General features: G+C 75.3%; 16 protein-coding genes. 8 read left to right on the forward strand and 8 right to left on the reverse strand.

The features are described from left to right. Positions 1 to 56: 56 nt before the first annotated feature. Positions 57 to 1,502 (reverse strand): PP2C family protein-serine/threonine phosphatase, encoded by a 1,446-nt coding sequence (locus LG396_RS17735; RefSeq protein WP_225795473.1) that lies wholly within the window; start codon positions 1,500 to 1,502, stop codon positions 57 to 59. A 287-nt stretch (positions 1,503 to 1,789) separates the two neighbouring features. On the opposite strand from LG396_RS17735, the gene LG396_RS17740 reads away from it, so the two are divergent. From LG396_RS17740 to LG396_RS17760, 5 genes are all read left to right on the forward strand, one after another. Then, entirely contained in the window at positions 1,790 to 3,208 is a 1,419-nt protein-coding gene (locus LG396_RS17740) for a HEAT repeat domain-containing protein (RefSeq protein WP_225795474.1), read from the forward strand. Between the two features lie 50 nt (positions 3,209 to 3,258). After that, positions 3,259 to 6,879: a hydantoinase B/oxoprolinase family protein gene (locus tag LG396_RS17745; protein ID WP_225795475.1), complete on the forward strand. Its 3,621-nt coding sequence runs from the start codon at positions 3,259 to 3,261 to the stop codon at positions 6,877 to 6,879. Positions 6,880 to 6,985: 106 nt separating this feature from the next. Further along, positions 6,986 to 8,533 carry a hypothetical protein gene (locus tag LG396_RS17750; protein ID WP_186543177.1) on the forward strand — a complete coding sequence of 516 codons (1,548 nt, stop codon included), beginning with the start codon at positions 6,986 to 6,988 and terminating at the stop codon, positions 8,531 to 8,533. Beyond that, a complete protein-coding gene (locus LG396_RS17755; RefSeq protein ID WP_225795476.1) occupies positions 8,530 to 9,435 on the forward strand; it encodes a hypothetical protein in 906 nt (301 codons plus the stop codon). Before LG396_RS17750 ends, LG396_RS17755 begins: the two co-directional genes overlap by 4 nt. Before the next feature lie 38 nt (positions 9,436 to 9,473). Then, positions 9,474 to 14,282, forward strand: coding sequence for a hypothetical protein (locus LG396_RS17760; protein WP_225795477.1), 4,809 nt, complete (start codon positions 9,474 to 9,476; stop codon positions 14,280 to 14,282). A 91-nt stretch (positions 14,283 to 14,373) separates the two neighbouring features. On the opposite strand, the gene LG396_RS17765 is transcribed toward LG396_RS17760, so the two are convergent. Next, the gene (locus tag LG396_RS17765; RefSeq protein ID WP_018843698.1) at positions 14,374 to 14,763 is read right to left on the reverse strand and encodes a hypothetical protein; all 390 of its coding nucleotides are present in this window, start codon (positions 14,761 to 14,763) and stop codon (positions 14,374 to 14,376) included. 173 nt (positions 14,764 to 14,936) lie between these two features. On the opposite strand from LG396_RS17765, the gene LG396_RS17770 reads away from it, so the two are divergent. Beyond that, positions 14,937 to 15,359: a roadblock/LC7 domain-containing protein gene (locus LG396_RS17770; RefSeq protein WP_051642425.1), complete on the forward strand. Its 423-nt coding sequence runs from the start codon at positions 14,937 to 14,939 to the stop codon at positions 15,357 to 15,359. A 31-nt stretch (positions 15,360 to 15,390) separates the two neighbouring features. On the opposite strand, the gene glpK is transcribed toward LG396_RS17770, so the two are convergent. The 6 genes from glpK to LG396_RS17800 all read right to left on the reverse strand — a co-directional run bounded on the left by glpK (position 15,391) and on the right by LG396_RS17800 (position 22,620). Then, positions 15,391 to 16,920, reverse strand: a complete 1,530-nt coding sequence (glpK, locus tag LG396_RS17775) for a glycerol kinase GlpK (RefSeq protein ID WP_225795479.1) — start codon at positions 16,918 to 16,920, stop codon at positions 15,391 to 15,393. A 15-nt stretch (positions 16,921 to 16,935) separates the two neighbouring features. Further along, the gene (locus LG396_RS17780) at positions 16,936 to 17,670 is read right to left on the reverse strand and encodes an MIP/aquaporin family protein (protein WP_027744862.1); all 735 of its coding nucleotides are present in this window, start codon (positions 17,668 to 17,670) and stop codon (positions 16,936 to 16,938) included. Between the two features lie 314 nt (positions 17,671 to 17,984). Further along, the gene (locus LG396_RS17785; protein WP_225795480.1) at positions 17,985 to 18,776 is read right to left on the reverse strand and encodes an RluA family pseudouridine synthase; all 792 of its coding nucleotides are present in this window, start codon (positions 18,774 to 18,776) and stop codon (positions 17,985 to 17,987) included. Between the two features lie 4 nt (positions 18,777 to 18,780). Beyond that, the gene (locus LG396_RS17790; protein WP_225795481.1) at positions 18,781 to 19,275 is read right to left on the reverse strand and encodes a TrmH family RNA methyltransferase; all 495 of its coding nucleotides are present in this window, start codon (positions 19,273 to 19,275) and stop codon (positions 18,781 to 18,783) included. A 30-nt stretch (positions 19,276 to 19,305) separates the two neighbouring features. Next, the gene (locus tag LG396_RS17795) at positions 19,306 to 20,136 is read right to left on the reverse strand and encodes a M15 family metallopeptidase (protein ID WP_225795482.1); all 831 of its coding nucleotides are present in this window, start codon (positions 20,134 to 20,136) and stop codon (positions 19,306 to 19,308) included. Between the two features lie 153 nt (positions 20,137 to 20,289). Further along, on the reverse strand, positions 20,290 to 22,620 hold the full coding sequence (locus LG396_RS17800; protein WP_225795483.1) for a TIM-barrel domain-containing protein: 2,331 nt from the start codon (positions 22,618 to 22,620) through the stop codon (positions 20,290 to 20,292). A gap of 258 nt (positions 22,621 to 22,878) precedes the next feature. Here LG396_RS17800 and LG396_RS17805 point away from each other — a divergent pair, with 258 nt between their 5' ends. Beyond that, positions 22,879 to 24,945 (forward strand): acetoacetate--CoA ligase, encoded by a 2,067-nt coding sequence (locus LG396_RS17805; protein WP_225795484.1) that lies wholly within the window; start codon positions 22,879 to 22,881, stop codon positions 24,943 to 24,945. 68 nt (positions 24,946 to 25,013) lie between these two features. Then, complete coding sequence (locus LG396_RS17810) at positions 25,014 to 25,898, forward strand: DUF8829 domain-containing protein (RefSeq protein WP_225795485.1); 885 nt, start codon at positions 25,014 to 25,016, stop codon at positions 25,896 to 25,898. The last annotated feature ends 8 nt before the right edge of the window (positions 25,899 to 25,906 follow it).

A 25,906-nucleotide genomic window follows, 5' to 3' on the forward strand; every position in this document is an offset into this window, starting at 1 on the left:
GGCTGCCGTACGGGGACGGGTGGGGAGTGACGGGCCGGGCCGCCGCGTGCGGTGGCTCAGCCCGTCACCTTGGCCACGAGCACGCAGGCGTCGTCCCCGCGGCGCCCGCCGCCGAACTCCTCGACGACGGCGCGCAGGCAGTCCTGCGCGCCGGGTGCGGCGGCGAACCGGGGCGCCAGCGCGAGCAGCCGCTCGCGGGCCGGCGCCGGGCTGCGGGCGCCGAGCCCCGCGGTGTGCAGCAGGAGCAGGTCGCCCGGCCGCAGCGCCTCGCTGACCTGCGCGTACGGCGTGTCCGTGGTGGCGCCCAGCAGCAGGCCGTCGGGGGCGGCGAGGGCGCGGCCCACGCCGTCGCGGAACAGCAGCGGCGGGGTGTGCGTGGCCCGGGCCCAGTGCAGGGTGCGCCCGGCCGGGTCGTAGCGGCAGCAGACCGTGCCGACGAGCACCGGCTGCGCCGCCACCTCCAGCAGCTCGTTGGCGCGGCCGAGGAGCGCGGCCGGCTCCGCGCCGCCGAGCGCCATGCCGCGCAGGGCGCCGAGGAGCATCGTCATCCCGGCGGCGGCCGGGACGCCGCGGCCGGCGACGTCGCCGACGCCGAGGAGGGTGTGGCCGCCGGGCAGCGGCAGTGCGTCATACCAGACGCCGCTGACAGAGGTTCCGGCCGCGGCCGGAAAGTGATGTCCGGCCACGGTCAAAGCGGCCGGGTCGCCGGCCGGCAGGTGCACGGCGCCACGCCACGGCGGCAGCACCGCCTCGTGCAGCTCCTGGGCGACGCGGCGCTCGGCGTGCGCGAAGTGCCGCTCGCGCTGGACCGCGGACTCCGACTCCCGCACCGCCTGGCGGCTGCGGCGCAGCTCGGTCACGTCGCGTACGACCGTCCACATCGACTCGGTCGCGCCGCCGGCGTCGAGGACGGGCTCGCCGACGACGTGCAGGGTGCGGGGGGCGCCGTCCGGGCGGCGGATGCGGAACTCGCCGTCGATCGGCTTGCCGTCGACCAGGCAGTCGGTGACCATCGCGGTCAGTCGCGGCTGGTCGGCGGGGTCGAACCAGGACGGCAGGTCGTCCAGCGAGAGCGGGCCGTCGCCGGGGTCCCTGCCGAAGATGTCGAAGAGGTCGTCCGACCAGTCGACGTCGTCCGAAAGCAGATGCCACTCCGCGCTGCCCACCCGGGCCTGCGGCCGGTCCCGCGGGTCCGCCGCCGGCTCGGCTTCCGGCCCCTCGCCCTCGTCGCGCCCGCCCTCGACCGGGTGCCCCTCGCGCAACTGGCCGAGCTGGACGGTCAGGCAGTCGAGCTGCCGCGCGGCGAGGTCGCAGAGCGCGCGCTGCCAGCGCAGCCCGGCCTCCTCGGTGTCGCCGGCCGCGGCGATCGTCTCCCGCCGCACCGCCTCCAGGCTGCCGCGCAGCCGGGCGATCTGCGCCAGCAGCGTGGCCACGGCGCTGCGCTCGGGCTGCTGCGGCGCGTGCGGGTCCGCGGCGCGGGGGAGTCGTGAGGCGGCGGCCATGGCGTGATCTCCGATACCTTCCGGCCCGGGCTCCGGCGGCGTTGCCGGTCCGCGGTTCGCCGTTACGACTGTGGCACAGGCGGCGACGCTGCGTAAGGTGTTTCGCGAGACCTGAGCAGATGCGTTTGGCATATGCCTTTCGGCCGGTTCACGACTGGACTTCACCCGGTCTCCGCACTCCAGTAAGCTGCCGCGGCAATGGAGCCGGCAGCCGGTCGGTGGCCCGGTCTGTCCGTTCCGCGGAAAATTCCGTTGCCAGCGGTCCCACCACCCCGGATGCTGACGTCATGTTCGAGCCAGCCATAGCGCCCAGCGGCACCCTCCTCGGCCTCCTCCAGCGAGGCCGGGGCGACGGGACCCTGCACGCACTCGCCGCGCCCAGGGCGGAAGCCCTCCAGGCGCTGTACGGGTGCGTGATCGACGACCCCCGGCACGACTGGCAGGTGGAGAACCGCTCGCTCTATTACGCCCGGCTCTGCCTGGAGCTGGACGCCCCCGTGGACGCCCTCGCCGACCACCTCTTCGCGCCCGACGACGTGCTCCGCCCCGACGAGCAGCGCACCGGGCTCACCCTCTCCGTCCTCGGCCACCTCGCCTCGTACGGCCGCGACGACGCGCTGAAGCTGCTGCGCCGCTACGCGGCCGCCGGCGGCTGCTGGCAGTGGGCGCTGGACGAGCTGGCCCTGCGCGACGACGACGCCGGGCTGCGCGCCCTCGCCCCGCACGTGCTGGCCCGCTTCCCGCGCACCCCCGACGGGGAGCGCGAGCTGGCCGCGGAGATGCGCGGCGCGTTCGAGCCGCGGCCCTGGCGGCTGTGGGCCGAGGACCCCGAGCTGGGCGCGCGGGTGCGTGCGGCGCAGGAGCAGGAGAGTTTCGACCGCTGGCAGCGCCAGCTCCGCTCCCGCGGCCCGCGGCCCGGCTGGAGCGTCGCCGAGATCCTGGACTGGGCCCAGGACGGCCTGGAGCAGTACCCGGCGCAGCCCCGGCACGACGCGGCCGCCCGCTGCCTCGCGGCCGTCGCCGGGCCCGAGGACCGGCCGGAACTGCTCGTGGCGGCCCGCGGCCCGCGCGACGGCGCCCGCGCCGCCGCCGTCGCCCACCTCGCGGCGACCGGCGACCCCGAGGCGTACGACCTCATCGAGGCCGCCGCCTGCGCGCCGTCCGAGACGCTCGCCGCGGCGGCGCTCGCCACCTTCGGCCGGATGTGCTCCACCGCCGCGCTCGGCACCGCCCGCGGCTGGGCCGCGCGCGAGGACGCGCTCGGCACCGCCGCCGGCGTGATGCTCGCCCGCCGCGGCGCGGCGCGCGACGCCCGTGCGGTACGCACCGTGTTGCTGCGCTGCGTGCGGGACGAGGGGCCGGGCGCGCCGGAGTTGTGCGATCTGGTCGCCGGTGCGGGACGGCTGGCGATCACCTCCGCGGCGCCGGTGCTGCGGCACATCTACCGCGAGACGGGCAGCTCGCACCTGCGCGGCGTCACCGCCCGCGCGCTGGCCGCCACCGACCCGTCGTTCCCCGCGTCCTTCGCCGTCGAGTGCCTGTGGGACTGCGAGGACACCACCCGCGAGATCGGCGCCCGGCACGCCGAGACCGCCGACGCCCGCGTCGTCGCCCGGCTGCGCAGCCTCGCCGCCGACCCGGCCGAGGACGGCGACGTGCAGAGCACCGTGCGTACCCGCATCACCCCGGACGGCGCCTCCGGCTGACGTCCGTGACGCGTCCTTCACGTACGGTCGCGGCCTGCGACAATGTGCGCATGACGGCGCGCTGGCAGTTCTGGATCGACCGCGGCGGCACGTTCACCGACGTGGTGGGCAGGCGGCCGGACGGCACGCTCGTCGCCCGCAAGCTGCTCTCGCACGACCCGGGGCGCTACGGCGCCCACGACGACGCCGCCGTCGCGGGCGTCCGGCTGCTGCTCGGCCTCGGGCCGGACGAGCCGGTGCCCGCGGAGCGCGTCGAAGTCGTCAAGATGGGCACCACCGTCGCCACCAACGCCCTCCTCGAACGGAAGGGCGAGCCGACGGTGCTCGTCGTCACCGCGGGGTTCCGGGACGCGCTGCGGATCGCGTACCAGAACCGGCCGCTGCTCTTCGAGCGCCGCATCCTCAAGCCGGAGGCGCTGTACGAGCGGGTGATCGAGGTGCCGGGGCGCGTCGGCGCCCACGGCGAGGTCGTACGCGACCTGGACCTCGGCGCCGCGCGCGCGGCGCTGGCGGACGCGTACGAAGACGGGTTCCGCAGCGTCGCCGTCGTCCTCGTGCACGGCTACCGCTACGGGGCGCACGAGCGGGCCGTCGCCGAGGAGGCCCGGCGGGCGGGCTTCACGCAGATCAGCTGCGGCCACGAGGTCAGCCCGCTGATGAAGCTCGTGCCGCGCGGCGACACGACCGTCGTCGACGCCTACCTGTCGCCGATCCTGCGCCGCTACGTCGACCGCGTCGCCGGCGAACTGCGCGGCATCCGGCTGCAGTTCATGCAGTCCAACGGCGGCCTGCGCGAGGCCACCCACTTCCGCGGCAAGGACGCCGTGCTCTCCGGGCCCGCGGGCGGGGTCGTCGGCATGGTCCGCTCCTCCGGGGAGGCGGGCCACGACCGCGTCATCGGCTTCGACATGGGCGGCACGTCCACCGACGTGTCGCACTACGCGGGCGAGTTCGAGCGCGACTTCGACACGCGGGTGGCGGGCGTGCGGATGCGCGCGCCGATGCTCAGCATCCACACCGTGGCCGCCGGCGGCGGCTCCGTCCTGCACTTCGACGGCCGCCGCTACCGCGTGGGCCCCGACTCGGCCGGCGCCGTCCCCGGCCCCGCCTGCTACCGCCGCGGCGGGCCGCTGACCGTCACCGACGCCAACGTCATGCTCGGCCGCGTCCAGCCCCGCCACTTCCCGTCGGTCTTCGGGCCCGGCGGCGACCAGCCGCTCGACGACGAGGCGGTGCGCCGGGCGTTCACCGAGCTGGCCGAGACCTCCGCCGCCGCCACCGGCGACCGGCGCTCGGCCGAGGAGGTCGCGGCCGGCTTCCTCGACATCGCCGTGCTCAACATGGCCAACGCCGTCAAGAAGATCTCCGTGCAGCGCGGCCACGACGTCACCCGCTATGCGCTGACCAGCTTCGGCGGCGCCGGCGGCCAGCACGCCTGCGCCGTCGCCGACGTGCTCGGCATCTCCACCGTCGTCGTCCCGCCGCACCCGGGCGTGCTCTCGGCGTACGGCATCGGGGTCGCCGCGGCGACGGCGATGCGCGAGCAGGCGGTGGAGGCGGAGCTGACCGGGGCGTCGATGCACCGGATCCGGCAGGTCTGCGCGGAGCTGGCGGAGCGCGCCGCCGCGGACCTCACGGACGAGGGCATTCCGGCGGCTGCCGTGGAGACGTCGGCGCGGGTGCACCTGCGGTACGCGGGCACCGACTCGGCGATCGCCGTGCCCCTGGCGGACGAGGCGGAGATGCGGGCGGAGTTCACGGCCGTGCACCGCAGGCGGTTCGCGTTCACGATGGACAAGCCGCTCGTCGCCGAGGCCGCGTCCGTGGAGGCCGCGGCCGAGCAGGCCGCGGCCACGCGGGAGGAGGCCGGCCGCGCCGCCCGCGCCGGGGACGCGCCCGAAGCCGCCGACCGGGTACGGATCTTCACCGACGGGCAGTGGCGCGAGGCCGGGCTGTACCAGCGCGAGGACCTGCGCGCCGGCGACACCGTCACCGGACCCGCGATCCTCGCCGAGGAGGGCTCCACCACCGTCGTCGACCCCGGCTGGCAGGCCGCCGTGCACCACCGCGGCCACCTCACGCTCACCCGGGTCAGCCCGCGGCCCGCCACGCAGGCGGTCGGCACGGGCGTGGACCCCGTGATGCTGGAGGTCTTCAACAGCCTCTTCATGGCCATCGCCGAACAGATGGGCGTACGGCTGGAGAGCACCGCCCACTCCGTCAACATCAAGGAGCGGCTCGACTTCTCCTGCGCCCTCTTCGACGCCGACGGCAATCTGATCTCCAACGCGCCCCACATGCCCGTGCACCTGGGGTCGATGGGCGAGTCCATCAAGGAGGTGCTGCGGCGCAACCGGAACAGCGGCCACGGGCTGCGGCCCGGCGACGTGTACGCCATCAACGACCCGTACCACGGAGGCACCCACCTGCCCGACGTCACCGTCGTCACGCCCGTCTTCGACGAGGACGGGCAACAACTGCTGTTCCTCGTCGCCTCCCGCGGCCACCACGCCGAGATCGGCGGCATCACACCCGGGTCGATGCCCGCGTTCAGCCGCACCATCCAGGAGGAGGGCGTCCTCTTCGACAACTGGCTGCTCGTCCGCGACGGCGAGCTGCGCGAGGCCGAGACGCGCCGGCTGCTCACCTCCGGCCCGTACCCCTCGCGCGCGCCCGACGCCAACCTCGCCGACCTGCGCGCCCAGATCGCCGCCAACAACAAGGGCATCGACGAGCTGCGCCGCATGATCGGCATGTTCGGCCTCGACGTCGTACGCGCCTACATGGGGCACGTGCAGGACAACGCCGAGGAGTCCGTCCGCCGCGTCATCGCCGCCCTGGGGGACGGCGCGTACCGCTACGAGACCGACGCGGGCGCCGTCATCGAGGTCGCCGTCCGCGTCGACCGCGAGGCGCGCAGCGCCGTCGTCGACTTCACCGGGACCTCGCCGCAGCTGCCCGGCAACGCCAACGCGCCCAGCTCGGTCGTCATGGCCGCGGTGCTCTACGTCTTCCGCACCCTGGTCGCCGAGGACATCCCGCTCAACAGCGGCTGCCTGAAGCCCCTGCACGTGCGCATCCCGCCCGGCTCCATGCTCGCGCCGGAGTTCCCCGCGGCCACCGTCGCGGGGAACGTCGAGACCTCCCAGGCCGTGACGGGCGCGCTGTACGCGGCGCTCGGCGTACAGGCCGAGGGCTCCGGCACGATGAACAACGTCACCTTCGGCAACGACAAGGCGCAGTACTACGAAACCGTCGCCTCCGGCTCCGGCGCGGGCGACGGCTTCCCGGGCGCGGACGTCGTGCAGACCCACATGACCAACTCCCGCCTCACCGACCCCGAGGTGCTGGAGTGGCGCTACCCGGTGCGCGTCGAGGAGTTCGCCGTACGGGACGGCAGCGGCGGCCCGGGGCGCTGGGAGGGCGGGCGCGGCGCGGTGCGGCGCATCCGGTTCCTGGAGCCGATGACGGTGACGCTGCTGACCGGCCACCGGCGAGTGGCGCCGTACGGCATGGCGGGCGGCGGACCGGGGGCCCTCGGCCGCAACGCCATGGAGCGGGCCGACGGCACGGTGGAGCCGCTGGAGGGCTGCGACACCGTCGAGGCTGCGGCCGGGGACGTCCTGGTGGTCGAGACCCCGGGCGGCGGCGGCTACGGCGAACCGGAGTGAGTGACAGCGGGGAGTCCCACGCGCCGCGCACCTGTGGGACGCCTGACCGCGTCCGCGCCGCCGCCCCTACCCGCTGACCGGGCCGGAGGCCGTACCGTTTCGGCCGATGTCGGTGGCACCGCCTAATCTGTCCGACGTGACTGCTCCGACCACCGCGACGCCCGCCGCCGGCGCGCCCAGGCCCGCCCCGGGCCCGGCCGCCGACGAGGGCCTGGCCCGCCGCCTGCGCGCCCTGGCGTGCACGGCCCCGCTGCACGACCTGGACGCCCGCAAGGCGATGCTCGCGGGCGAGTTCGGGGTGTACGCGATGGCGGAGGTGGCCCTGTCCGCCATCGACCTGGTCACGCTGCAGATGGACTTCGACACCGGCGCCGAGCCCGACGAGGTCATCGCCCGGCTGCTGCCGCGCGTCGCCGCCCAGGCGCCGCTGCGCCCCCGCGCCGAGCACGAGCGGGTGGCGCACTGGGTGCTGGACAGCCTGGTCAACGTCGGCAGCGTCGACCGCGGCTTCCGCGCGGTGTACGGCACGTTCGGCCACGACGGCGCGTACGTGCGCAGGGAGTACGACTTCAAGCTCCTCGAAGAGGTTCCGGGCCCCGGCGGCGCCGTCTACCTGCGCACCACCGACGAGGCTGTCAACGTCCTGGTGGGCGCGCTCGACACCGACGTCACCAGCGCGCAGATCGCCGCCGAGGTCAAGCTCGAAGTCCTCATCAGCCGCGGCCGGCTCGCCGACGCCCAGCTCGCCGCCGAGCAGGCCCGCTACCGGACCGTGCAGTACGCGGAGACGCTGCGCCGCGCCCTGGAGGCCACCCGGCGCAACGTGCGCGCGGTCGACTGGCTCCGGACCGTGCCGGCGATGATCGACGAGGCGCTGGACCACGTCGCCGACCGGTACCGGCACGAGAACGCCATCCTCACCAACATCCGCCGCGCCCGCGACGAAGCGGAGGACCCCGACCACAAGCGGCGCGCCGCCGAGCTGGTCGACATCGTCAAGGACTGCATCCGCCGCCACACGCAGCTCCAGACCCGGCTGCTGGACGCCGGCCCGCTGTTCCGTGCCGAGCAGGACCGGCAGGCGTTCGCGCCGCCCGCCGCCCGCACCGGCGTCGACCTCTACGGCCAGCTCCTCGCGCCCGTGCTGCCGCTGCCCGTCTCCGCCGCCCACCGCGTCACCGACGCCTTCTTCGCCCGCGGCACCGGGCTGCGCGCCCCGCACGCCGTGCGCCTCGCCGACCTCGCCGAGCTGCTGCTCACGCCCCCGCTGGAACGGGCCCACCTGGGTGCCGAGATGCCCGAGCCCGACCTCGTCGCCACCCCGGACGACAGCCGGTTCAGCGAGGAGCAGCTCGCCGCCGCGGGCGAGCTGCTCGATCTGCCGCCGGACGCCCCGCGCCGGCTGTCCGGGCTGCTCGCCGACGCCCGCCGCCGCGACCCCGAGCTGCCGTACCTCGTCGCCCTCCTCGCCGTGCACGCCGCGGGCCCGGCCGTCGGCACCGCGTACCGGCAGGGCGACGAGCGGCTGCTGTTCGCCGTGGACGACGGGACGCAGATGGAGGACGCCGAGTTCGGCGGCGCGGACCTCATCGTCGGCACGGCACTGCTGGACGCCGCCGGAATGGCGGCCGGTCGAACGGAGGCCGCCTCGTGATCCCCGACCCCGCGTCCGCCACCGCCGCCGGTGCGGCCGTCCCGGCCGGGAGCGCCGACGGGCAGCCGCCCGCCGTCACCCCCGCGGACGCCGCCGACGCCGCCCGCCTGGTCTCCTTCGGCCTCCAGCCGAAGCTGCTGCCCGCCCGCGACCTGGAGTACGCCGAGCTGCTCCGCCGCTACCGCGAGGAGCCGCCCTTCGCGCGCCTCGCCGACGCCGTCGCCACCGGCCTCGGCCTCGTCGTCCTGGAGGTCTCGACCCGTACCGGCATGGCCGTCACCGCCGCCGAGGACTCCGTCTTCGCCGTCCGCATGGGCGACTACGCCCGCCGTGCCGCCACCGACTCCGCCGACCGCTTCCTGCACGGCCTGGCCCATCTCGCCGTCGCCGCCATGGCGTTCCCGCGCCCCGAGGACCTCGCCGACGACGGCTACATCGGCCGCGTCAGCGTCAACGGCGTCGACGCCTTCGTCCGCCAGGCGTGCCGCCGCCTGGAGGAGCGCGCCGAGGAGGCCGGCGAGAACACCGACCCGGCCGAGGGCGAGCGCGGTCTGGAGGCCGCCTGGCGGGTGTACGCGCGCCGCAGCGCCACCGGCGCCACGAAGGACGCCCGCCGGCTCGCCGGCTCCACCACCGGCATCATCGGCAAGGCCATGGCGTTCCTCACCGACTCCGGCTTCCTCCAGCGCACGTCGGACGACGCCGGCGGCACGTACCGCACCACCGCGCGCTACCAGTTGCAGGTGCGGGACATGGCGGGCAGCGCGGCCATGTCCGAGCTGCTGGAGCTGGGCGTCGTGCCCGTCGCCGACGGCAGCGCGACCCTGGTGCCCGCCGCCGACGACGGCGAGCCCGCGGGCGGTGCGCTGCCGTTCTTCCCCAGCCAGCACGAGCGGGCCTGACGGCCGGTCGAGACGGAACGAGCGAAGGCCGCAATCCCATGTACGAGCTGTCCAGGATCCGCCTCTACTCCATCGGGCCCGCCGGTGCGCGGTACGCCGACACCGTGCTCGACCTGCGCGGCGTCGGCGGCGAGGTGCCCCAGCCGGCGCCCGCCCAGGGCGACTTCTTCGCCGCCGAGCCCGCCGGGCCGCCGCGCCGGCCCGCGCCCGCGGGCGTGCTGTTCCTGGAGAACGGCGGCGGCAAGTCCGTACTGCTGAAGCTGATCTTCTCCGTGATGCTGCCCGGCCACCGCAACACCCTGGGCGGCGCCAGCTCCGGTGTGCTCCGCAAGTTCCTGCTCGCCGACGACACCGGGCACGTCGCGCTGGAGTGGCAGCACACCGTGACCGGCGAGCAGATCGTCGTCGGCAAGGTGAGCGAGTGGCGCGGGCGGCAGGTCTCCGGGGACCCGCGGAAGTTCGCCGAGGCGTGGTACTCGTTCCGGCCCGGTCCCGGGATGGGCCTGGACGCGCTGCCCGTCGCCGAGTCCGCGGCGGTGCGCCCCGCCGGGGAGGGCGCCTCCGGCGCGCGCGGGCGGCGCCGCACGATGAAGGGCTTCCGGGACGTACTGACCGAGGCCGGCAAGGCGTACCCGCACCTGGACGTGGTGTGGGAGGAGATCCACGAGCGGTGGAACGAGCACCTGGGGCGGCTCGGCCTCGACCCCGAACTCTTCCGCTACCAGCGGGAGATGAACGCCGACGAGGGCGAGGCCGCCGGGCTGTTCGCGGTGAAGAACGACTCCGACTTCACCCACCTGCTGCTGCGCGCCGTCACCGACACCCGCGACACCGACGGCCTGGCCGACCTCGTCCACGGCTTCGCGCACAAGCTGGGCCGCCGCGCCGAACTGACCGCCGAGCGCGACTTCACCGCCGGCTCCCTCGACCTGCTCTCGCACATCGTCACGGGTGCGGAGCAGCGCACGCGCTCCCGGGACGTCCTCGGCGGCGCCGAGCGCCGGGCCCGGGCGCTGGCGGCACGGCTGACGGCGCGGGCCGACGCGGAGCGGGCCAGGGCGGCGGAGCTGGCCGGGCAGGAGCGCACGGCCGCCGAGCGGGTCACGGCCGCGGAGTCGTCCCGGCGCGGCAGCGAACTCATCGCAGCGGAGCTGGCGTACCGGCACGCGTCGCTGGCGCTGGCCGCCGCGGAGAAGAGCGCCGCGGGCAAGCGCCGCGAGCTGACCGACGCCCGTACGCTGCACGCCGCCTGGCAGGCCGCCGAGGCGGTGCTGCGGCACCGCGCCGCCGCCGACCGCGCGGCGCGCGTCTCCGCCGCCATCCGCGAGGCCGAGCGCGACGCCGCCCCGGCGCTCGCCGCCCGCGCCGCCGCGGCCACCGGGCTCGTACGCGCGCTGCACGCCGCCGCCCGCGACGGCGAGACGCTGGCGGCGGAGCAGGAGGAGCGTTCTGCCGGGCTGCAGCAGGAGTCGGAGACGGCGCACGCGGACGCGGTCGACGCCGCGACCCGCGCGCAGCGCGCCCGCAGCGAGACCGACCACCTGCGCCAGCGGCTCACGGAGGTCGAGCAGGAGACGGCGGAGGCGGTACGCGCCGGCTGGCTCGACACCGACCCCGCCGCCCCCGACACCGACCCGGCCCGCGCGGCCCTCGTCGCCGGTGACGCCGAGAAGGCCGCCGTCGCCGCCTGGGACGAGGCCCGCGAGTCCGCCCGTACGGCGACCGAACGCGCCCGCGAGACGGCGGCCGCGCTGTCCCGCGCCGAGCTGTCGGCCGCCCGCGCGACGGACGCCGCGGAGGCGGCCGAGGCGGCATACGACACGGAGCGCCGCGCGGCCGAGTCGCTGGCGGGGGAGCGGCGGCTGACGGAGCTGCTGGGGCTGCCGGAGCCGGCCGGGGCGGCGGGCGGCGGGGCCGGGGAGCAGCGTGCCCTGAGCGCCGTGGAGTTCGACCGGTCCGCCGACGAACTGCGGGCCCTGCTCGACGCGCGCGTCACGGAGGACGAGCGGCGGCTGTTCGACCTGCGCACCGCCGCCGGGGACGACGCCCGGATCCTCGCGGCGCTCGGCGACGGCGGGCTGCTGCCGCCCGGCCCGGATGTGCTGGCCGTCGTGGACTGCCTCGGCGAGCACGGCATCCCCGCGCTGCCCGGCTGGCGGTACCTCGCGCAGGCCGTCGACCCGGCCGACCACGCCGCCGTGCTCGACGCCCGCCCTGAGCTCGTCGACGGCGTCGTGATCACCGACCCGGACACACACGCCCGCGCCCGCGAGGTGCTGCGCGAGGCCGCGCTGCTGCCCCGCTCGGCCCTCGCCGTGGGCACGGCCGCCGCCCTGCTCGCACCGCCGCCGCCCACGGGGGAGCGCGACGGCGGCGTGTTCCTCGTCCCGCCCAACCCGGCCATGCACGACGAGCGGGCCGCCGACGACGAGCGCCACGCCCTGCGCGCCCGCACCGCCGGCCGCGACGAGCAGATCCGCGTCCTGGCCGCCCGCCTCGCCGCCGACCGGACGCTGGCGGCGCGGCTCGCCTCATGGCGTACGGGCTGCCCCGCCGGCCGCCTTGCCGAGCTGGCCGCAGCCGCCGAGTCGGCCCGTACGGCATCGGCCGCGGCGGACGAGGCGCTGACCCGCGCCCGCGCCGAGGCGGAGGACGCCGCGGCGGCCGCCGAGGAGACCGCCCGGGCCCGCGAGGAGCGTCAGGAGCAGGCCCAGCGCGCCCGCCGCAGCGCCGACGCCCTCGCCGGCCTGGCCCACCGCCTGCGTGAGCGCTCCGGCTGGCAGGCCCGCCTCCGGGAACTCGCCGACGAGGCCCTGGAGTACGAGACCAGGGCCGCCGACTGTACCGCCCGCGCCCGCGCCGCCGACGAGGACCGGCGCGACGCCCAGCGCGCCGCCGACGACGCGCGCCGCACGGCCCGCGCGCTGCGCGCGGAGCGGGCGGAGATCGCGGGCGTGGCGGAGGAGTTGGAGGCCGAGGCGGCGGACGAGGCGGCGGAGGCGGTCGGGACCCCGGGGCCCGGGATGTTCCAGGAGCAGGACGGGGCGGCGCCGGACGACGGCGCGGGGGCCGGGAGCGGGCCCGACGGCCGCACCGGTTCCGACGGCGCGGCCGACGCCCCCGCCCGCCCCGAGGGCGGCGCGCGGCGCCGGGCCCGGCTCGCCCGGGCCGCCGCCGCCGACGCGGCCCGCGCCTCGCTGCCGGCGCTGCGGGAGGCGTACCGGGCCGCCTCGCAGGTCTACGAGAAGGTCGGGGTCGGGGCCGATCTGCGGGCCGAGCAGGCGCGGGCCGAGAGCGAGGAGTCCGCCGCGCTCGCGGAGCTCAACCGCCTCAGCAACAAGGTGCGTACCCGCGCCGCCACGCTGCTCGCGGGCCCCGACGGCGCCGACGCGCCGTCGCGGCAGGCCGCCGCCGCCCGCGCCGAGTCGATCGTGCAACTGCTGGAGTCCCGCTCCGCCGCCGCCAGCGAGACCCTGGGCAGGCTGCGCGGCGACGCGGAACGCCTCGCGCCCGAGGGCGGCGAGGCGCACACCGAACTGCCCGGCGACCTCGTGCCCGAGGGCGCCGAGCACGCCCAGGCGCTGCTGCGCTCCGCCGCCGCCACCGCCGCGGAGCGCGCCGACGAACTGACCGCCGCCACCGCAGCGCACGCCGAGCTGCGCCGTGCCTGCGCCGCCGCCGAGGACGCCGCCGGCGCCTTCGCCGAGACCGCCGCCATGCTGCGGGACCTGCTCCGCGGGCCCGCCGCCGGCGAGGAGCAGGACGAGGCGGGCGAGGCGGAACCCTTCCCCGGCGGGCTCGACGGCGCCCGGCAGGCCGCCGCCGAGTCCCGCCGCTCGCTGCGCGGCTGCGCCGCGGACCTCGCCACCGCGGAGTCCGCCCTGCGCGACGCGTGCGACGTGCTCGTACGGCACGCCAACTCCACCCGCTACGAGCAGGTCCGCACCCCCGCCCGGCAGCAGATCCGCGAACTCCCCGCCGCCGCCCTCCCGGAGCACGCCGCGGCCTGGGCCGCGGCCTTCGCGCCCCGGCTGCGCGTGCTCACCGACGAGCTGGCGCAGCTGGAGCGCAACCGCGACGGCATCGTCGACCGGCTGCGCGGCCTGGTGGAGTCCGGCCTCGCCACCCTGCGCGCCGCGCAGCGGCTGTCGCGGCTGCCGGAGGGGCTGGGGGAGTGGTCCGGGCAGGAGTTCCTGCGCATCCGCTTCGAGGACCCCGACCAGGCGACCCTGTCCGAGCGCCTGGGCGAGGTCATCGACGAGGCCACCCGCGCGGCCGTACGCAAGAACAGCGACCTGCGCCGCGACGGCACGACCCTGCTGCTGCGCGGCGTGGACGCCGCGATGCAGCCCAAGGGCGTGGCGGTGGAGATCCTCAAGCCGGACGCGGTGCTGCGCGCCGAGCGCGTGCCGGTCGGGCAGATGGGCGACGTGTTCTCCGGCGGGCAGCTGCTCACCGCCGCCATCGCGCTGTACTGCACGATGGCCGCCCTCAGGGGCAACGACCGCGGTGACGACCGGCACCACCACGCGGGCACGCTCTTCCTCGACAACCCCATCGGCCGCGCCAACGCCACGTACCTGCTGGAGCTGCAACGCGCCGTCGCCGACGCCCTCGGCGTGCAGCTCCTCTACACCACGGGCCTGTTCGACACCACGGCGCTTGCGGAGTTCCCCCTCGTGATCCGGCTGCGCAACGACGCGGACCTGCGGGCCGGGCTGAAGTACATCACCGTCGAGGAGCACCTGCGCCCCGGGCTGCCGGCCCAGCGGGAGGGGGCCGAGCCGTCGGTCGGCGAGGTGACGGCGACCCGCATCTTCCGCCGCCCGCCGGCCACGGCACCGTAGGTACGCGGGGACGGCACGGGCACCGAGCCGAAACCGCTCCCACGGCCCCGGGCAGCGGCGGGTTGCCCCTCTCAGACCTCCGCGGACCCGCTCAGACTCCCGCGGCCACGGCTCCGGGCGGCCGGTCCCGTTGCGTACGGCGGCCGCCGCGGCGCTCCCTGCGGGCGCGGCGCGCCGCGCTGCTGGGCCGGGACTCCACGCCGTTCCGCTGCTTCCACACCTGCCGCGTCACCCACACGTCCAGCACGCCCCAGGTCGCGACCACGGTGCTCACGACCGTGCTCAGCAGGAGCGGAAACGCCGGCCACGACCCGCTGACCGTGAACAGCAGCGCGGCCATCGCCTGCGACAGCGTCACGGCCACGATGATCACGGCGCGCACGGCCGCCGTCCGTACCGGGTCCGGAAGCCTCGGTGTGCCGACCGGCTCCTCGACCCAGAGCGGCGATTCGGGGCGCCGCAGCTCCTCCTCCGCAGCCATCAATTCCCTCTCCCGCTCGACTGCCGGGTGCCCAGGGTGACTGCCCCGCACGCGGGGTGACGAAAGCCCGGGATACCCATGTTCACACGTTCCGATGTGTCAACGTTCGAAGGGGGCTACGAGTTGCCGGGGCGACGGTAGTAGGCTGCGCCGACTGGGGAAGGGACGCGGGCATGGTTGTGCAGGGTGGGAACAGACGGCAGCCGGCGGGGAGCCGGTTGAACTGGCTGCTCGACGATCTGGTGGGACGGCTGACGAGCGTGCGGATGGCGCTGGTGCTGTCCTCCGACGGGCTGCCGATGAGCGTTTCCGAGGACGTGAGCAGGGAGGACTCCGAGCATCTGGCGGCGGTCGCCTCCGGCATCCACGGCCTTGCCAAGGGCGTGGGCACGCACTTCGAGGCGGGCTCCGTACGGCAGACGCTCGTGGAGCTGGACGACGCCTTCCTCTTCGTCACCGCGGCGGGCGACGGCAGTTGCCTCGCGGTGATGGCGGCGTCGGACGCCGACATCGGGCAGATCGCGTACGAGATGACGCTGCTGGTCAAGCGGGTCGGCGAGCATCTGGCGGCGGCGCCGCGGGGCAGCCGGTCCTGACGTCGGACGGCCGCGCCGCGGCGCCGTGGCGTCAGCCGGCGGCTGCGTCCCGGTCGTTCTCGTCGTCCTGCCAGCCGAAGCTGCGCTCGACGGCCTTGCGCCAGTTGCGGTATTCGCGATCCCGCGTGCCCTCGTCCATCCGCGGGGTCCACTGGGTGTCGCGCTTCCAGTGGGACCTCAGCTCCTCCTGGTCCTGCCACACGCCCGTGGCCAGGCCGGCGGCGTAGGCGGCGCCCAGGCAGGTGGTCTCGGAGATCACCGGCCGCATGACGGGTACGCCGAGGACGTCCGCCTGGTGCTGCATCAGCAGACCGTTGGCGGTCATCCCTCCGTCCACCTTGAGGTCCGTCAGCCGTACCCCCGAATCCTGGTACATCGCGTCGACGACCTCGCGGGTCTGCCAGCTCGTCGCCTCCAGCACGGCACGCGCCAGGTGTGCCTTGGTGACGTAGCGGGTCAGGCCCGTGACGACGCCGCGCGCGTCGCCGCGCCAGTACGGGGCGAACAGCCCGGAGAACGCCGGGACGATGTACGCGCCGCCGTTGTCGTCGACGCTTGCCGCCAGGGTCTCGATCTCCTCGGCGGCGGAGATGATGCCGAGCTGGTCGCGGAACCACTGCACCAGCGCCCCGGTGATGGCGATGGACCCCTCCAGGCAGTAGACGGGCGCCTCGCCGCCGATCTGGTAGCCCATGGTGGTCAGCAGCCCGCTCTTCGACGGCACCGGCCGCGTACCGGTGTTGAGCAGCAGGAAACTGCCCGTGCCGTACGTGTTCTTGGCCTCGCCGACGCCGAAGCAGGTCTGCCCGAAGATCGCCGCCTGCTGGTCGCCGAGCGCCGAGGCGACGGGCACGCCGTCGAGCCGGCCCGTGCAGGTGCCGTAGACCTCGGCCGAGGAGCGGATCTCCGGCAGCATCGCGGCCGGGACGTTCATGGCCTCCAGGATCGAGGGGTCCCACTGGTGGGTCTCGATGTTCATGAGCATGGTGCGGGAGGCGTTGGTGACGTCGGTGACGTGCACGCCGCCGTCCGCGCCGCCGGTCAGGTTGTAGATCAGCCAGGAGTCGACGGTGCCGAAGGCGATCTCGCCGTTCTCGGCGCGGCGGCGCAGGCCCGGCACGTTGTCGAGCAGCCAGGCGGCCTTGGGGCCGGAGAAGTAGCTGGCGAGCGGCAGACCGGTGCGGTCGCGGAAGCGGTCCTGGCCGTCCGCGCCGCCGAGTTCGGTGCACAGGGCCGCGGTCCGGGTGTCCTGCCAGACGATGGCGTTGTGCACCGGCTTGCCGGTGGCCCGGTCCCACAGCACGGTCGTCTCACGCTGGTTGGTGATGCCGACGGCGCTCAGCTCGTCGGCCCGCAGCCCCGCCCCGGCGAGTGCCCCGCCGACCACGGCCTGGGTCTTGGCCCAGATCTCGGCGGCGTCGTGCTCCACCCAGCCGGGCCTGGGGAAGATCTGGCGGTGCTCGCGCTGGTCGACGGCGACGATGGCGCCGTTCTGGTCGAAGACGATGCAGCGGCTCGATGTGGTGCCCTGGTCGATGGCGGCGACGTACTTGTCCGTCATGACGTCCCCTTGCTGCTAGAAGGCGAGTTTGAAGATCAGCGCGCTCAGGACGCCGCCGAGCAGCGGGCCGGCCACGGGTATCCAGGCGTAGTTCCACTCGCTGGTGCCCTTGTTGGGGATGGGCAGCAGCGCATGGGCGATGCGGGGGCCCAGGTCGCGGGCCGGGTTGATCGCGTAGCCCGTGGGGCCGCCGAGGGACAGGCCGATGCCGGTGACGAGGAGGGCGACGACGAGCACCTGGGTGCCGGACTCGGCCAGGCCTTCGGTGAGGCCGAAGGCGAGGATCGGGAGTACGAGGCCGACGGTGGCGATGGTCTCGGTGACGAGGTTCTGCCACGGCCGGTAGATCTCCGGGCGGGTGGAGAAGATGCCGAGCGTCTCGATGGCCGTCTCGCGGTTCGCGTTGCGGGCGAACTGGCCGTAGTAGACGAGCCAGGCGAGCACGGCGCCGATGAGCGCGCCGAGCATCTGCGAGCCGATGTAGAGCGGGACCTTGCCCCAGTGCTCGTTGCTCTCGACGGCCACGCCGAGGGTCACGGCCGGATTGATGTGCCCGCCGGACAGCGGCGCGGCGGTGTACGCGCCGGCCAGCACGGCGAAGCCCCAGCCGAAGGCGATGACGATCCAGCCGGACGCTTTGGCTTTCGATTTCTCCAGGGTGACGGCGGCGCAGACGCCCGCGCCGAACAGGATGAGAATGGCGGTGCCGATCACTTCACCGGCGAAAATGTCCCCATTGGGATAGTCCACTGCGGCTCCTCGAGCTCAACCACCGGGATCGCCGTCCCGGCCGGAAGGGTGCGTACTTCCCTGGCTGTTGCCATGACGTCGAGCGCCGGCGGGGAGTGGATCCGTGCCCCTGCCGGCGTCGCTGCGAGCGCGCGTCAGCGGGGCGTATCGCCGGTGGGAGAACAGGGCGGCGAGGGGCCGTCGTGCGGCGATGCCCGACTGACATCCGGCAGTGTTCACCTGGGCTGACGGACCGTCAAGACACTGGACACGACGGCATCAAATGTATTTTCGACGGCGCTGGTCGCGGACGGGTCGGGCCGGTAGGGCGGGCGTCAGGCCGGGCGGGGGAGCGTCGCGCCCTCGCGCAGCAGGCGCGCGACGTCCTCGGCGGAGAGGGCGCCGGCCAGCGGCCCCCAGAAGCCGTCGTCCGGGTCTGCGACCACGTCGACGCGGCTGCCGTCGCGCCAGGAGGCGTCGAAGCCGAGACGCCAGGAGTGCAGATGCGTCCGCAGGCCCGCCGCCGCGGCCGCCTTGTCGAAGAGGGGGTCGCCCAGGATCGGGTGGCCGATCCAGGCGAGGTGCACGCGGATCTGGTGCCGCCTGCCGGTGACCGGCCGGGCGACGAGCACCGAGTGCCGGCCGTCGCTCCACAGCGTCCGGAAGTGGGTGGTCGACGGGTAGTTCTTCACGTCGAGGAGGTCGTCCTCCGCGACCCACCAGCGGTCCGCCGCCTCGTCGAACCTGATCGCCTCGCGCGCGGCGGCGATACGCACCCGGTTCTTGCGCCCGACGCTGAGCGGCAGTTCGACGGTGCCCCGGTCGGGCAGTCCCGCGGTTGCGGTGACCACCAGGTACGCCTTGTCGACGGTCCGCTTGTTGAACTGCCGGGTCAGCCCGCCGTGCGTGGCCACGTCCTTGGCGAAGAGGACGGCACCTGAGGTGACCTTGTCGACGCGGTGGGCCGGGAAGAGCCGTTCCCCCGCCTCCTCCGCCAGCTCCACGAGATCCGTGCCGTGCCGCTCGCCCATCACGGAGATCCCGGCCGGTTTGTCGAGCACCAGGACCTTGTCGTCCTCCAGGAGTACGGAGGTGGCGCGGACCTCCCGCCAGCTGGGCACTGTCATCGGATCAGCCTTCGGGGAACTGCTTGCAGTACTCGTACAGGGCCATCGCCGTCGCGGTCGCGACGTTGTAGCTGTGCGGCATTCCCCACACGGGAATCTCGACGCAGTCGTCGACGAATTGCAGCTCCTCCTCGGTGAGGCCCAGCCGTTCGTTTCCGATGGCGAGTGCCGTTTTCCGCGGAAAGGAGAATTCGTGCAGGCTGTGGGAATTCGTCGTCTGCTCCAGGCCGACGACCCGGTATCCCGCGGACCGGAGATCCTTGAGCACGGGCGGGAGCGTGCGGCGGACCTCGATGGTCACGTGGTCCAGGCTGTCGCGTGCGACGTCGGGGTCGACTTTCCCGTTGCCGCACGCGACGACCCGGCCGATTCCGCAGCAGCCCGCGGTGCGCACAATGCTGGAGAGATTCGCGCGGGTCCGCAGCGGCGCGCAGGCCAGCACGATTTCCCGCTCCCTGGTCAGCGCGGCCGGTGGCCGATGCCGAATGTGATCGAACATGATCGGCCAAGTCTACAAGGGTCGACAGACCTAACCGTGCCCCTGCCCGGACAGCGAGCGGCGGTGGACGGGGAAGTCGAAGTATGTGTCCGGGAACGGCTCGTCCGCGAGCCCGAAGTGCCACCACTCGTACGCGTAGTTGACGAAGCCCGCCGCCTCCAGGCCGTCCTTGAGCCGGAGCCGGTTGGCGCGCTGCTCGCCCTCGACCCGGTCGTCCAGGGTGTGGCTGAGGGTGTCGAAGCAGTCGTAGCCCGTGGCCATGTCGATCGAGTTGTCGGGGAAGCGCTCCTCCTGCGGGGCGGCGCAGTCGACGAGCGGCTCGCCCGGCTCGTACGGGCGGGTGTTCCCGGCCGGGAGCTCCACCAGGGTGAGGTCCACGACGCTGCCGCGGCTGTGGCCGGAGCGGGCCGCTATGTAGCCGTCCTCGAAGAGCCTGGACTTGTCGACGCGCGGGTAGAACTCGTCCTTCATCCGCTGGTCGTCCAGATCCTCGGCCCACGTGACGAACTGGTCCACCGCGCGCTGCGGGCGGTAGCAGTCGTACACCTTCAGGGAGTAGCCGTCCCGGCGGAAGGTCCGCTGCGCCTTCTTCAGCGCCCGGGCCGCGTCCTCGGTGAGGATGCACATCGGCTTGCGGTAGCCGTCGACGCGCTCGCCGGTGAAGTTGTGCGGGGTGACGTAGCGGATGTCGTGCAGGATCGTCGGGTCCACGTCCGAGAGCGCGACGAACTCCTTCGGGGCCTTCGGCTCCGGCTGCGCGGTGGCCGGGGGCGCGGCGGTGGCCGTGGCGGCGAGGGCCGCGGCCGAGGCCAGGACCGCGAGCCGGGTCAGGGGGCGTGCGAGGGCGGTGTTCTTTGGCATGGCCCTTTCACTATCGCGCTCGCGGGCGCGTGGGAAGAGGGGGGAAGGGCCGGAACAGGGCCGTTCGGGTGTACGGAGCGGCAGGCCGAGGGCGTCTGCTCGGGGCGACGGGGCCCTCACCGGCCGGCCGGGCGGCCGGGCGGACTCCGGGGCCTATCCGCCGCGTATCCGCACCGGCAGGTCCGGCTCCGCGCCGTCCTCGTGCCGCACCGTCGTACGGCCCGTCCAGCGCGTCACGTACCGCTCCAGCCGCGGCGCCTCCCAGCCGTCGCCGTCGTCCCGTACGACCACGCCGCCGCCGGTGACGCCGGGCGGCGGCGCCCAGACCTCCAGCTCCGTACCGCCGTCGGCACCCGCCACCGGCAGCACCGCGCCGGCCCGGGCCAGCACCGGCACCCGGTCCAGCGGCGCGTCCAGCTCCACGGTGCCCGGGCCCTTCAGGGCGCGGCCCGTCGCCGTGTCGTACCACCGCCCCGGCGGCAGCCGCACCGCCCGCCGCCGCACCCCCGGGGACAGCACCGGCGCCACCAGCAGCGCGTCGCCGAGCAGAAAGGCGTCCTCCGTCTCGCGCAGCGCCCGGTCCGCGGGGTCGTACCACCACACAGGACGGACGAAAGGCGCGCCGGTGCGCTCCGCGAGCCGGGCGAGCGTCGCGAGGTACGGCCGCAGGCGCTCCCGCTCGCGCAGCGCCGCGCCGGCGTGCGCCAGCACCTCGGGCCCGAACTCCCACGGCTCGCGGCGCCCCGCGTCGAAGGCGCAGTGCGTGCGGAACAGCGGGAGGTACGAGCCGAGCTGGAGCCAGCGCAGATACAGCTCCGGCTCCGGCCGGCCGCTGAACCCGCCGACGTCCGGGCCCGAGTACGGCACCCCGCACAGGCCGAGGCCGACGACGAGCGCGAGCGACGCGGACAGGCCGGGCCAGCCGGTGGCCACGTCGCCGGACCAGGTGCCGCCGTAGCGCTGCAGGCCCGCCCAGCCGGAGCGGGAGAACACGAACGGGCGGCGGTCGGGCTGGAGGCCGGTCAGCGCCCCGTACGCGGCCCGGGCCATGAGCAGGGCGTAGACGTTGTGCGCCTCGCGGTGGTCGCCGCCGCGGCCCTCCAGGGCGTGCCGGGCGGAGCGGGGCAGGGTCTTCTCGCCGAAGGCGGCGAAGGACGCCGGCTCGTTCATGTCGTGCCAGAAGCCGGTGAAGCCCTGCTGCAGCCGCTCCGCGTAGAGCCCGCCCCACCACTTGCGGGCCCGCGGGTCGGTGAAGTCGGGGAAGACCGCGTCGCCCGGCCACACCACGCCGCGTACGGGCCGGCCGCGCGCGTCCCGTACGAACACGTCGGCGGACACACCGGCGTCGTACACGGGGTAGCCCGGCTCCGCCTTCACGCCCGGGTCGACGATCGAGACCAGGCGCACGCCCTCGGCGGCCAGCTCGCGGGCCAGCCGGGGCAGGTCGGGGAAGCGGTGCGGGTCGACGGTGAAGACGCGGTGGCCGTCGTAGTGGTCGATGTCCAGGTGCACCGCGGCCAGCGGCAGACCGCGCTCGCGGTAGCCGCGCACCAAGCGGCGTACGCCCTCGGCGCCGCCGAAGTCCCAGCGGGCGTGCTGGTAGCCCAGCGCCCAGGCCGGCGGGACGGCGGGGGCGCCGGTGAGCGCCGTCCAGCTCTGCAGCACGCGGCCCGGGGTGCCGGCCATCACCCAGTAGCGCAGCGGACCGCCGTCCATCCGCACCTCGACGCGGCCGGGGCGGTCGTGGCCGGAGCCCGCGCCCTCCGCGCCGCGGCACAACTCGACGCTGCCGTCCCAGGAGTCGTCGTGGAAGAGCAGGTGGCAGCCGGCGTCGGAGACGACGAACTGCACGGGCATCGTCAGCGACAGCGGGTCGTCGCCGGGGGCGAAGGCGCCGCCGGGGTCGCTGTTCCACAGCCGGTAGCGGCCGTCCGGCAGGGAGGGGCCCGCGGAGCGCCCGCCGAGGCCGAAGAACCGGGCGTCCGGGGCCACGTGCGCACGCTGCACCCAGCGGCGTACGCCGTCGCCCTCCGGGCCGTCGGAGCCGCCCGGCGACTCCCACCAGCGCGGCGGCTGCTCCCGGCGCAGCACCACACCGGCCGGCGTACGCACCTCCACCGCCCCGCGGCGCGACACCGCCACCGTGACCCGCTCCGACACCACCCGCCAGCCGCCGCCCGCCGCGTCCGGTTCGAGCTCCACGCGCGCGTCCGTCTCCGGGGCTCGGGCGAGCGCGTACGACGGCTCCGGCTCCGCGCCGTCCCAGCCGCAGAAAACCGCGCCGGTCGTCGTCACCCGCAGTTGCAGCGCGGAGCGGGCGAAGCGGATCACGCCCCCGCCGGGCGCCGGTTCGGCCGCGACCGCGAGCCCCGGCACCCGGGCCCGCTCCGCACCCCGGCGGGGGAGTGCGGCGGCGTCGGCCCGCCGGTTCCGCACGGCTGCGCGCAGCGCGCGTGCACGCCGGGTGACGACGGAGGGATCCATGCTGATCAGCCTGCCACCGCACACCACGGCGAGCGAGAGAGTTCAACCGCTGTTCACCGGGAGTGCGAACACGCACCCCCCGTGCACGCCGTTCGACGGCGGGGCCGGGTCGTACTGGTGCCGCATTCGATCACGTGGCATCGTCTCACCGGAGCACCGGCCCACCCTCGCCGCGCGCTCCACGAGTGCCGCGGCCGCCCCACCGGGCCGGCGGCGGCACAGACCCTCATGCGGATGCCGTACCACGGGAGTCACGCCATGCCGAGCCAGCCGCCCACCGAACCGTCCGTGCCGTCCGTGGCCCCCGAGTCGTCCGCGCGGCCCGAGCCGCCCGCGGCGCTGTGGCGCCCCGGCCCGGAGCGCATCGAGCAGGCGCAGCTCACCCGCTTCCACCGCTGGGCCGCCGCGCACCACGGCGCGCCGGAGCCCGTGCCCGGCGACCCGGAGGCGAACTACGCGGCGCTGCACCGCTGGTCGGTGGCGCCGGACGGCGGCCTGGAGCGGTTCTGGCGGGCGGCGGCCGAGTGGTTCGACGTCCGGTTCTCCACCCCCTACGAGACCGTCCTCGCGGACGCCGCGATGCCGGGTGCCCGCTGGTTCCCCGGCGCCCGGCTCAACTACGCCGAGCACGCGCTGCGTGAGACCACCGCCACCGGACCGGCGCTGCTGCACGTCGCCGAGGGCGGCGAGCCGCAGCCCGTGAGCCGGGCGGAGCTGCGGGCGCAGGTCGGCTCGCTGGCGGCGGAGCTGCGCCGGCTCGGCGTGCGGCCCGGGGACCGCGTGGGCGCGTACCTGCCGAACATCCCGCAGGCGGCCGTGGCGCTGCTGGCGACCGCGGCCGTCGGCGCCGTGTGGACGTCCTGCTCCCCGGACTTCGGCGCCCGCAGCGTTCTGGACCGCTTCCGCCAGGTGGAGCCGGTGGTGCTCGTCACCGTCGACGGCTACCGCTACGGCGGCAAGGAGCACGACCGCCGCGAGACCGTCGCGGAACTGCGCCGCGAACTGCCCTCCCTGCGCGCCGTCGTCCACGTCCCGCTGCTCGGCACCCCGGCTCCCGAAGGCGCCCTGGAGTGGGACGCGCTGGTGGCCACCGGCGCCGAGCCGGTCTTCGAGCAGGTGCCCTTCGACCACCCGCTGTGGGTGCTGTACTCCTCCGGCACCACCGGCCTGCCCAAGGCGATCGTGCAGTCCCAGGGCGGCATCCTGCTGGAGCACCTCAAGCAGCTCGCGCTGCACTGCGACCTCGGCCCCGGCGACCGCTTCTTCTGGTACACCTCCACCGGCTGGATGATGTGGAACTTCCTCGTCTCCGGCCTGCTGGTGGGCGCCACGGTCATCACGTACGACGGCAGCCCCGGCCACCCCGACGTCGCGGGTCAGTGGCGGGTCGCGGAGCGCACGGGGGCGACGTTCTTCGGCACCTCCGCGGCGTACGTCATGGCCTGCCGCAAGGCGGACGTGCACCCGGGCCGCGACCTGGACCTGACCCGGGTGCGGTGCGTGGCCACGACGGGCTCGCCGCTGCCGCCGGACGGCTTCCGGTGGATCCACGACGAGTTCCACGGTTCCGGGCCCTCCGGGCCCGCGGACATGTGGATCGCGTCGGTCAGCGGCGGCACGGACGTGTGCAGCTGCTTCGCCGGCGCGGTGCCGACGCTGCCGGTGCACATCGGCGAACTGCAGGCGGCAGGCCTGGCCACGGATCTGCAGGCGTGGGACCCGGCGGGGGAGCCGGTGACGGACGAGGTGGGCGAGCTGGTGGTGGCGCAGCCGATGCCGTCGATGCCCGTGCGGTTCTGGAACGACCCGGACGGCGAGCGCTACCGGGACAGCTACTTCTCCACGTACCCCGGAGTCTGGCGCCACGGCGACTGGATCACGCTCACCTCCCGCGGCTCGGTCGTCATCCACGGCCGCTCCGACTCGACGCTGAACCGGCAGGGCGTGCGGATGGGGTCGGCGGACATCTACGAGGTGGTGGAGCGGCTGCCGGAGGTCCGGGAGTCGCTGGTGATCGGGGTGGAGCTGCCGGACGGCGGGTACTGGATGCCGCTCTTCGTCCAACTGGCCGACGGCGCACGGCTGGACGAGGGACTGCGGGACCGGATCCGCGACGCGCTGCGCCGGCAGTGCTCGCCGCGGCACGTGCCGGACGAGGTGATCGAGGTCGAGGGCGTGCCGCACACGCTGACCGGCAAGCGGCTGGAAGTCCCGGTCAAGCGGATCCTCCAGGGCACGCCGCTGGAGAAGGCGGTCAACCCCGGGTCGGTGGACCGGGTGGAGCTGCTGGCCTTCTACGAGCGGCTGGCGCGCTCGCGGAGCTGACCGCGGCGATTGTCAGACCCCTCGACTACGGTGCGTAGCGATTGGTTGCGCTCCGTAGAGGGGGAGTCATGGCGCGTACGAGGACGGACGCCCGGCTGCTGCGCCGGGAGATGCCGAGTGCGGTGGGGCTGCTGGCGGATGCCGCGGACTTCGCGGCGATGCGGCGGTATGCGAGCTTTCTGTTCGACGACCACGCGGCGTATCTGCGGCAGGTGGAGGGCGTGCTGCGGGCCCGGGCCGCACAGGGGGCGTACACGGCGGTGGCGCTCTTCGACCCGCCCGGCTTCGCGCACTTCTGCGCGGAACGGGAGCTGGACCCGGACACCCCGGCGAGCCGCTGCCGCTATGTAGCGGAGGCCGCCGCCCGCGGCCCCGCGGTGCCGTACGGGGGACAGCCGATGGACCGGCTGGTGCCCCAACTGCTCGACGCGGCGGCCCGCAGCCGCTCCCGCGAGCGTGCGGCGGCACTGCTGGCGGCGGCGGGCCGGTGCGAGGACTGCGGCGAGCACCGCGCGGACGCGGCGCTGGCCCGCTCGGGCGTGCTGGTCGACCGCCTGGCGGAAGCCCTGGGCCCGGATGCGCAGCACGTGGTGGGCACGGTCCGCTCGGCAGGCTTCCCGCTCGTCGCGGTCGCCCGCAGCGCGGAGCCGCCGGCCGCCGGAGGGCCGCCCCGGCTGCGTACGCCGGACGCGGAGGCGCTGCGGCTGGTGCTGGCGGCGGGGATCGCCACGTCGGGGACGGGCGGCGTGGTGGCCAGGACGACGCGGGCCGGGGCGGAGTCGGTGCGGGGCTGGCGGCTGCGGGACGGCTGGCTGGAGCCGCTGACGGAGAAGGAGGTCTACGCGGCGTACTGCACCGACGCGAGAACCGGTGCCCCCCTCCCGCCGGAACCGGGCGTGGAGTACCGCCCCGGCGTCCCGCTGCTCCGCCCGGAGAAGGGCTGCCACCGATGAGGGGGCGG

The sequence above is a fragment of the Streptomyces aculeolatus genome (assembly GCF_020400605.1).
GTDB classification, from domain to species: domain Bacteria; phylum Actinomycetota; class Actinomycetes; order Streptomycetales; family Streptomycetaceae; genus Streptomyces; species Streptomyces aculeolatus.

Excerpts from the sequence above, each read along its gene's own strand:
- LG396_RS17735 (WP_225795473.1), bottom strand. The coding sequence starts at position 1,502 with ATGGCCGCCGCCTCACGACTCCCCCGCGCCGCGGACCCGCACGCGCCG.
- LG396_RS17750 (WP_186543177.1), top strand. The coding sequence starts at position 6,986 with ATGTCGGTGGCACCGCCTAATCTGTCCGACGTGACTGCTCCGACCACC.
- LG396_RS17810 (WP_225795485.1), top strand. The coding sequence starts at position 25,014 with ATGGCGCGTACGAGGACGGACGCCCGGCTGCTGCGCCGGGAGATGCCG.
- LG396_RS17745 (WP_225795475.1), top strand. The coding sequence starts at position 3,259 with ATGACGGCGCGCTGGCAGTTCTGGATCGACCGCGGCGGCACGTTCACC.
- LG396_RS17765 (WP_018843698.1), bottom strand. The coding sequence starts at position 14,763 with ATGGCTGCGGAGGAGGAGCTGCGGCGCCCCGAATCGCCGCTCTGGGTC.
- LG396_RS17790 (WP_225795481.1), bottom strand. The coding sequence starts at position 19,275 with ATGTTCGATCACATTCGGCATCGGCCACCGGCCGCGCTGACCAGGGAG.
- LG396_RS17805 (WP_225795484.1), top strand. The coding sequence starts at position 22,879 with ATGCCGAGCCAGCCGCCCACCGAACCGTCCGTGCCGTCCGTGGCCCCC.
- LG396_RS17795 (WP_225795482.1), bottom strand. The coding sequence starts at position 20,136 with ATGCCAAAGAACACCGCCCTCGCACGCCCCCTGACCCGGCTCGCGGTC.
- LG396_RS17770 (WP_051642425.1), top strand. The coding sequence starts at position 14,937 with ATGGTTGTGCAGGGTGGGAACAGACGGCAGCCGGCGGGGAGCCGGTTG.
- LG396_RS17785 (WP_225795480.1), bottom strand. The coding sequence starts at position 18,776 with ATGACAGTGCCCAGCTGGCGGGAGGTCCGCGCCACCTCCGTACTCCTG.
- LG396_RS17760 (WP_225795477.1), top strand. The coding sequence starts at position 9,474 with ATGTACGAGCTGTCCAGGATCCGCCTCTACTCCATCGGGCCCGCCGGT.
- LG396_RS17800 (WP_225795483.1), bottom strand. The coding sequence starts at position 22,620 with ATGGATCCCTCCGTCGTCACCCGGCGTGCACGCGCGCTGCGCGCAGCC.
- LG396_RS17740 (WP_225795474.1), top strand. The coding sequence starts at position 1,790 with ATGTTCGAGCCAGCCATAGCGCCCAGCGGCACCCTCCTCGGCCTCCTC.
- glpK (WP_225795479.1), bottom strand. The coding sequence starts at position 16,920 with ATGACGGACAAGTACGTCGCCGCCATCGACCAGGGCACCACATCGAGC.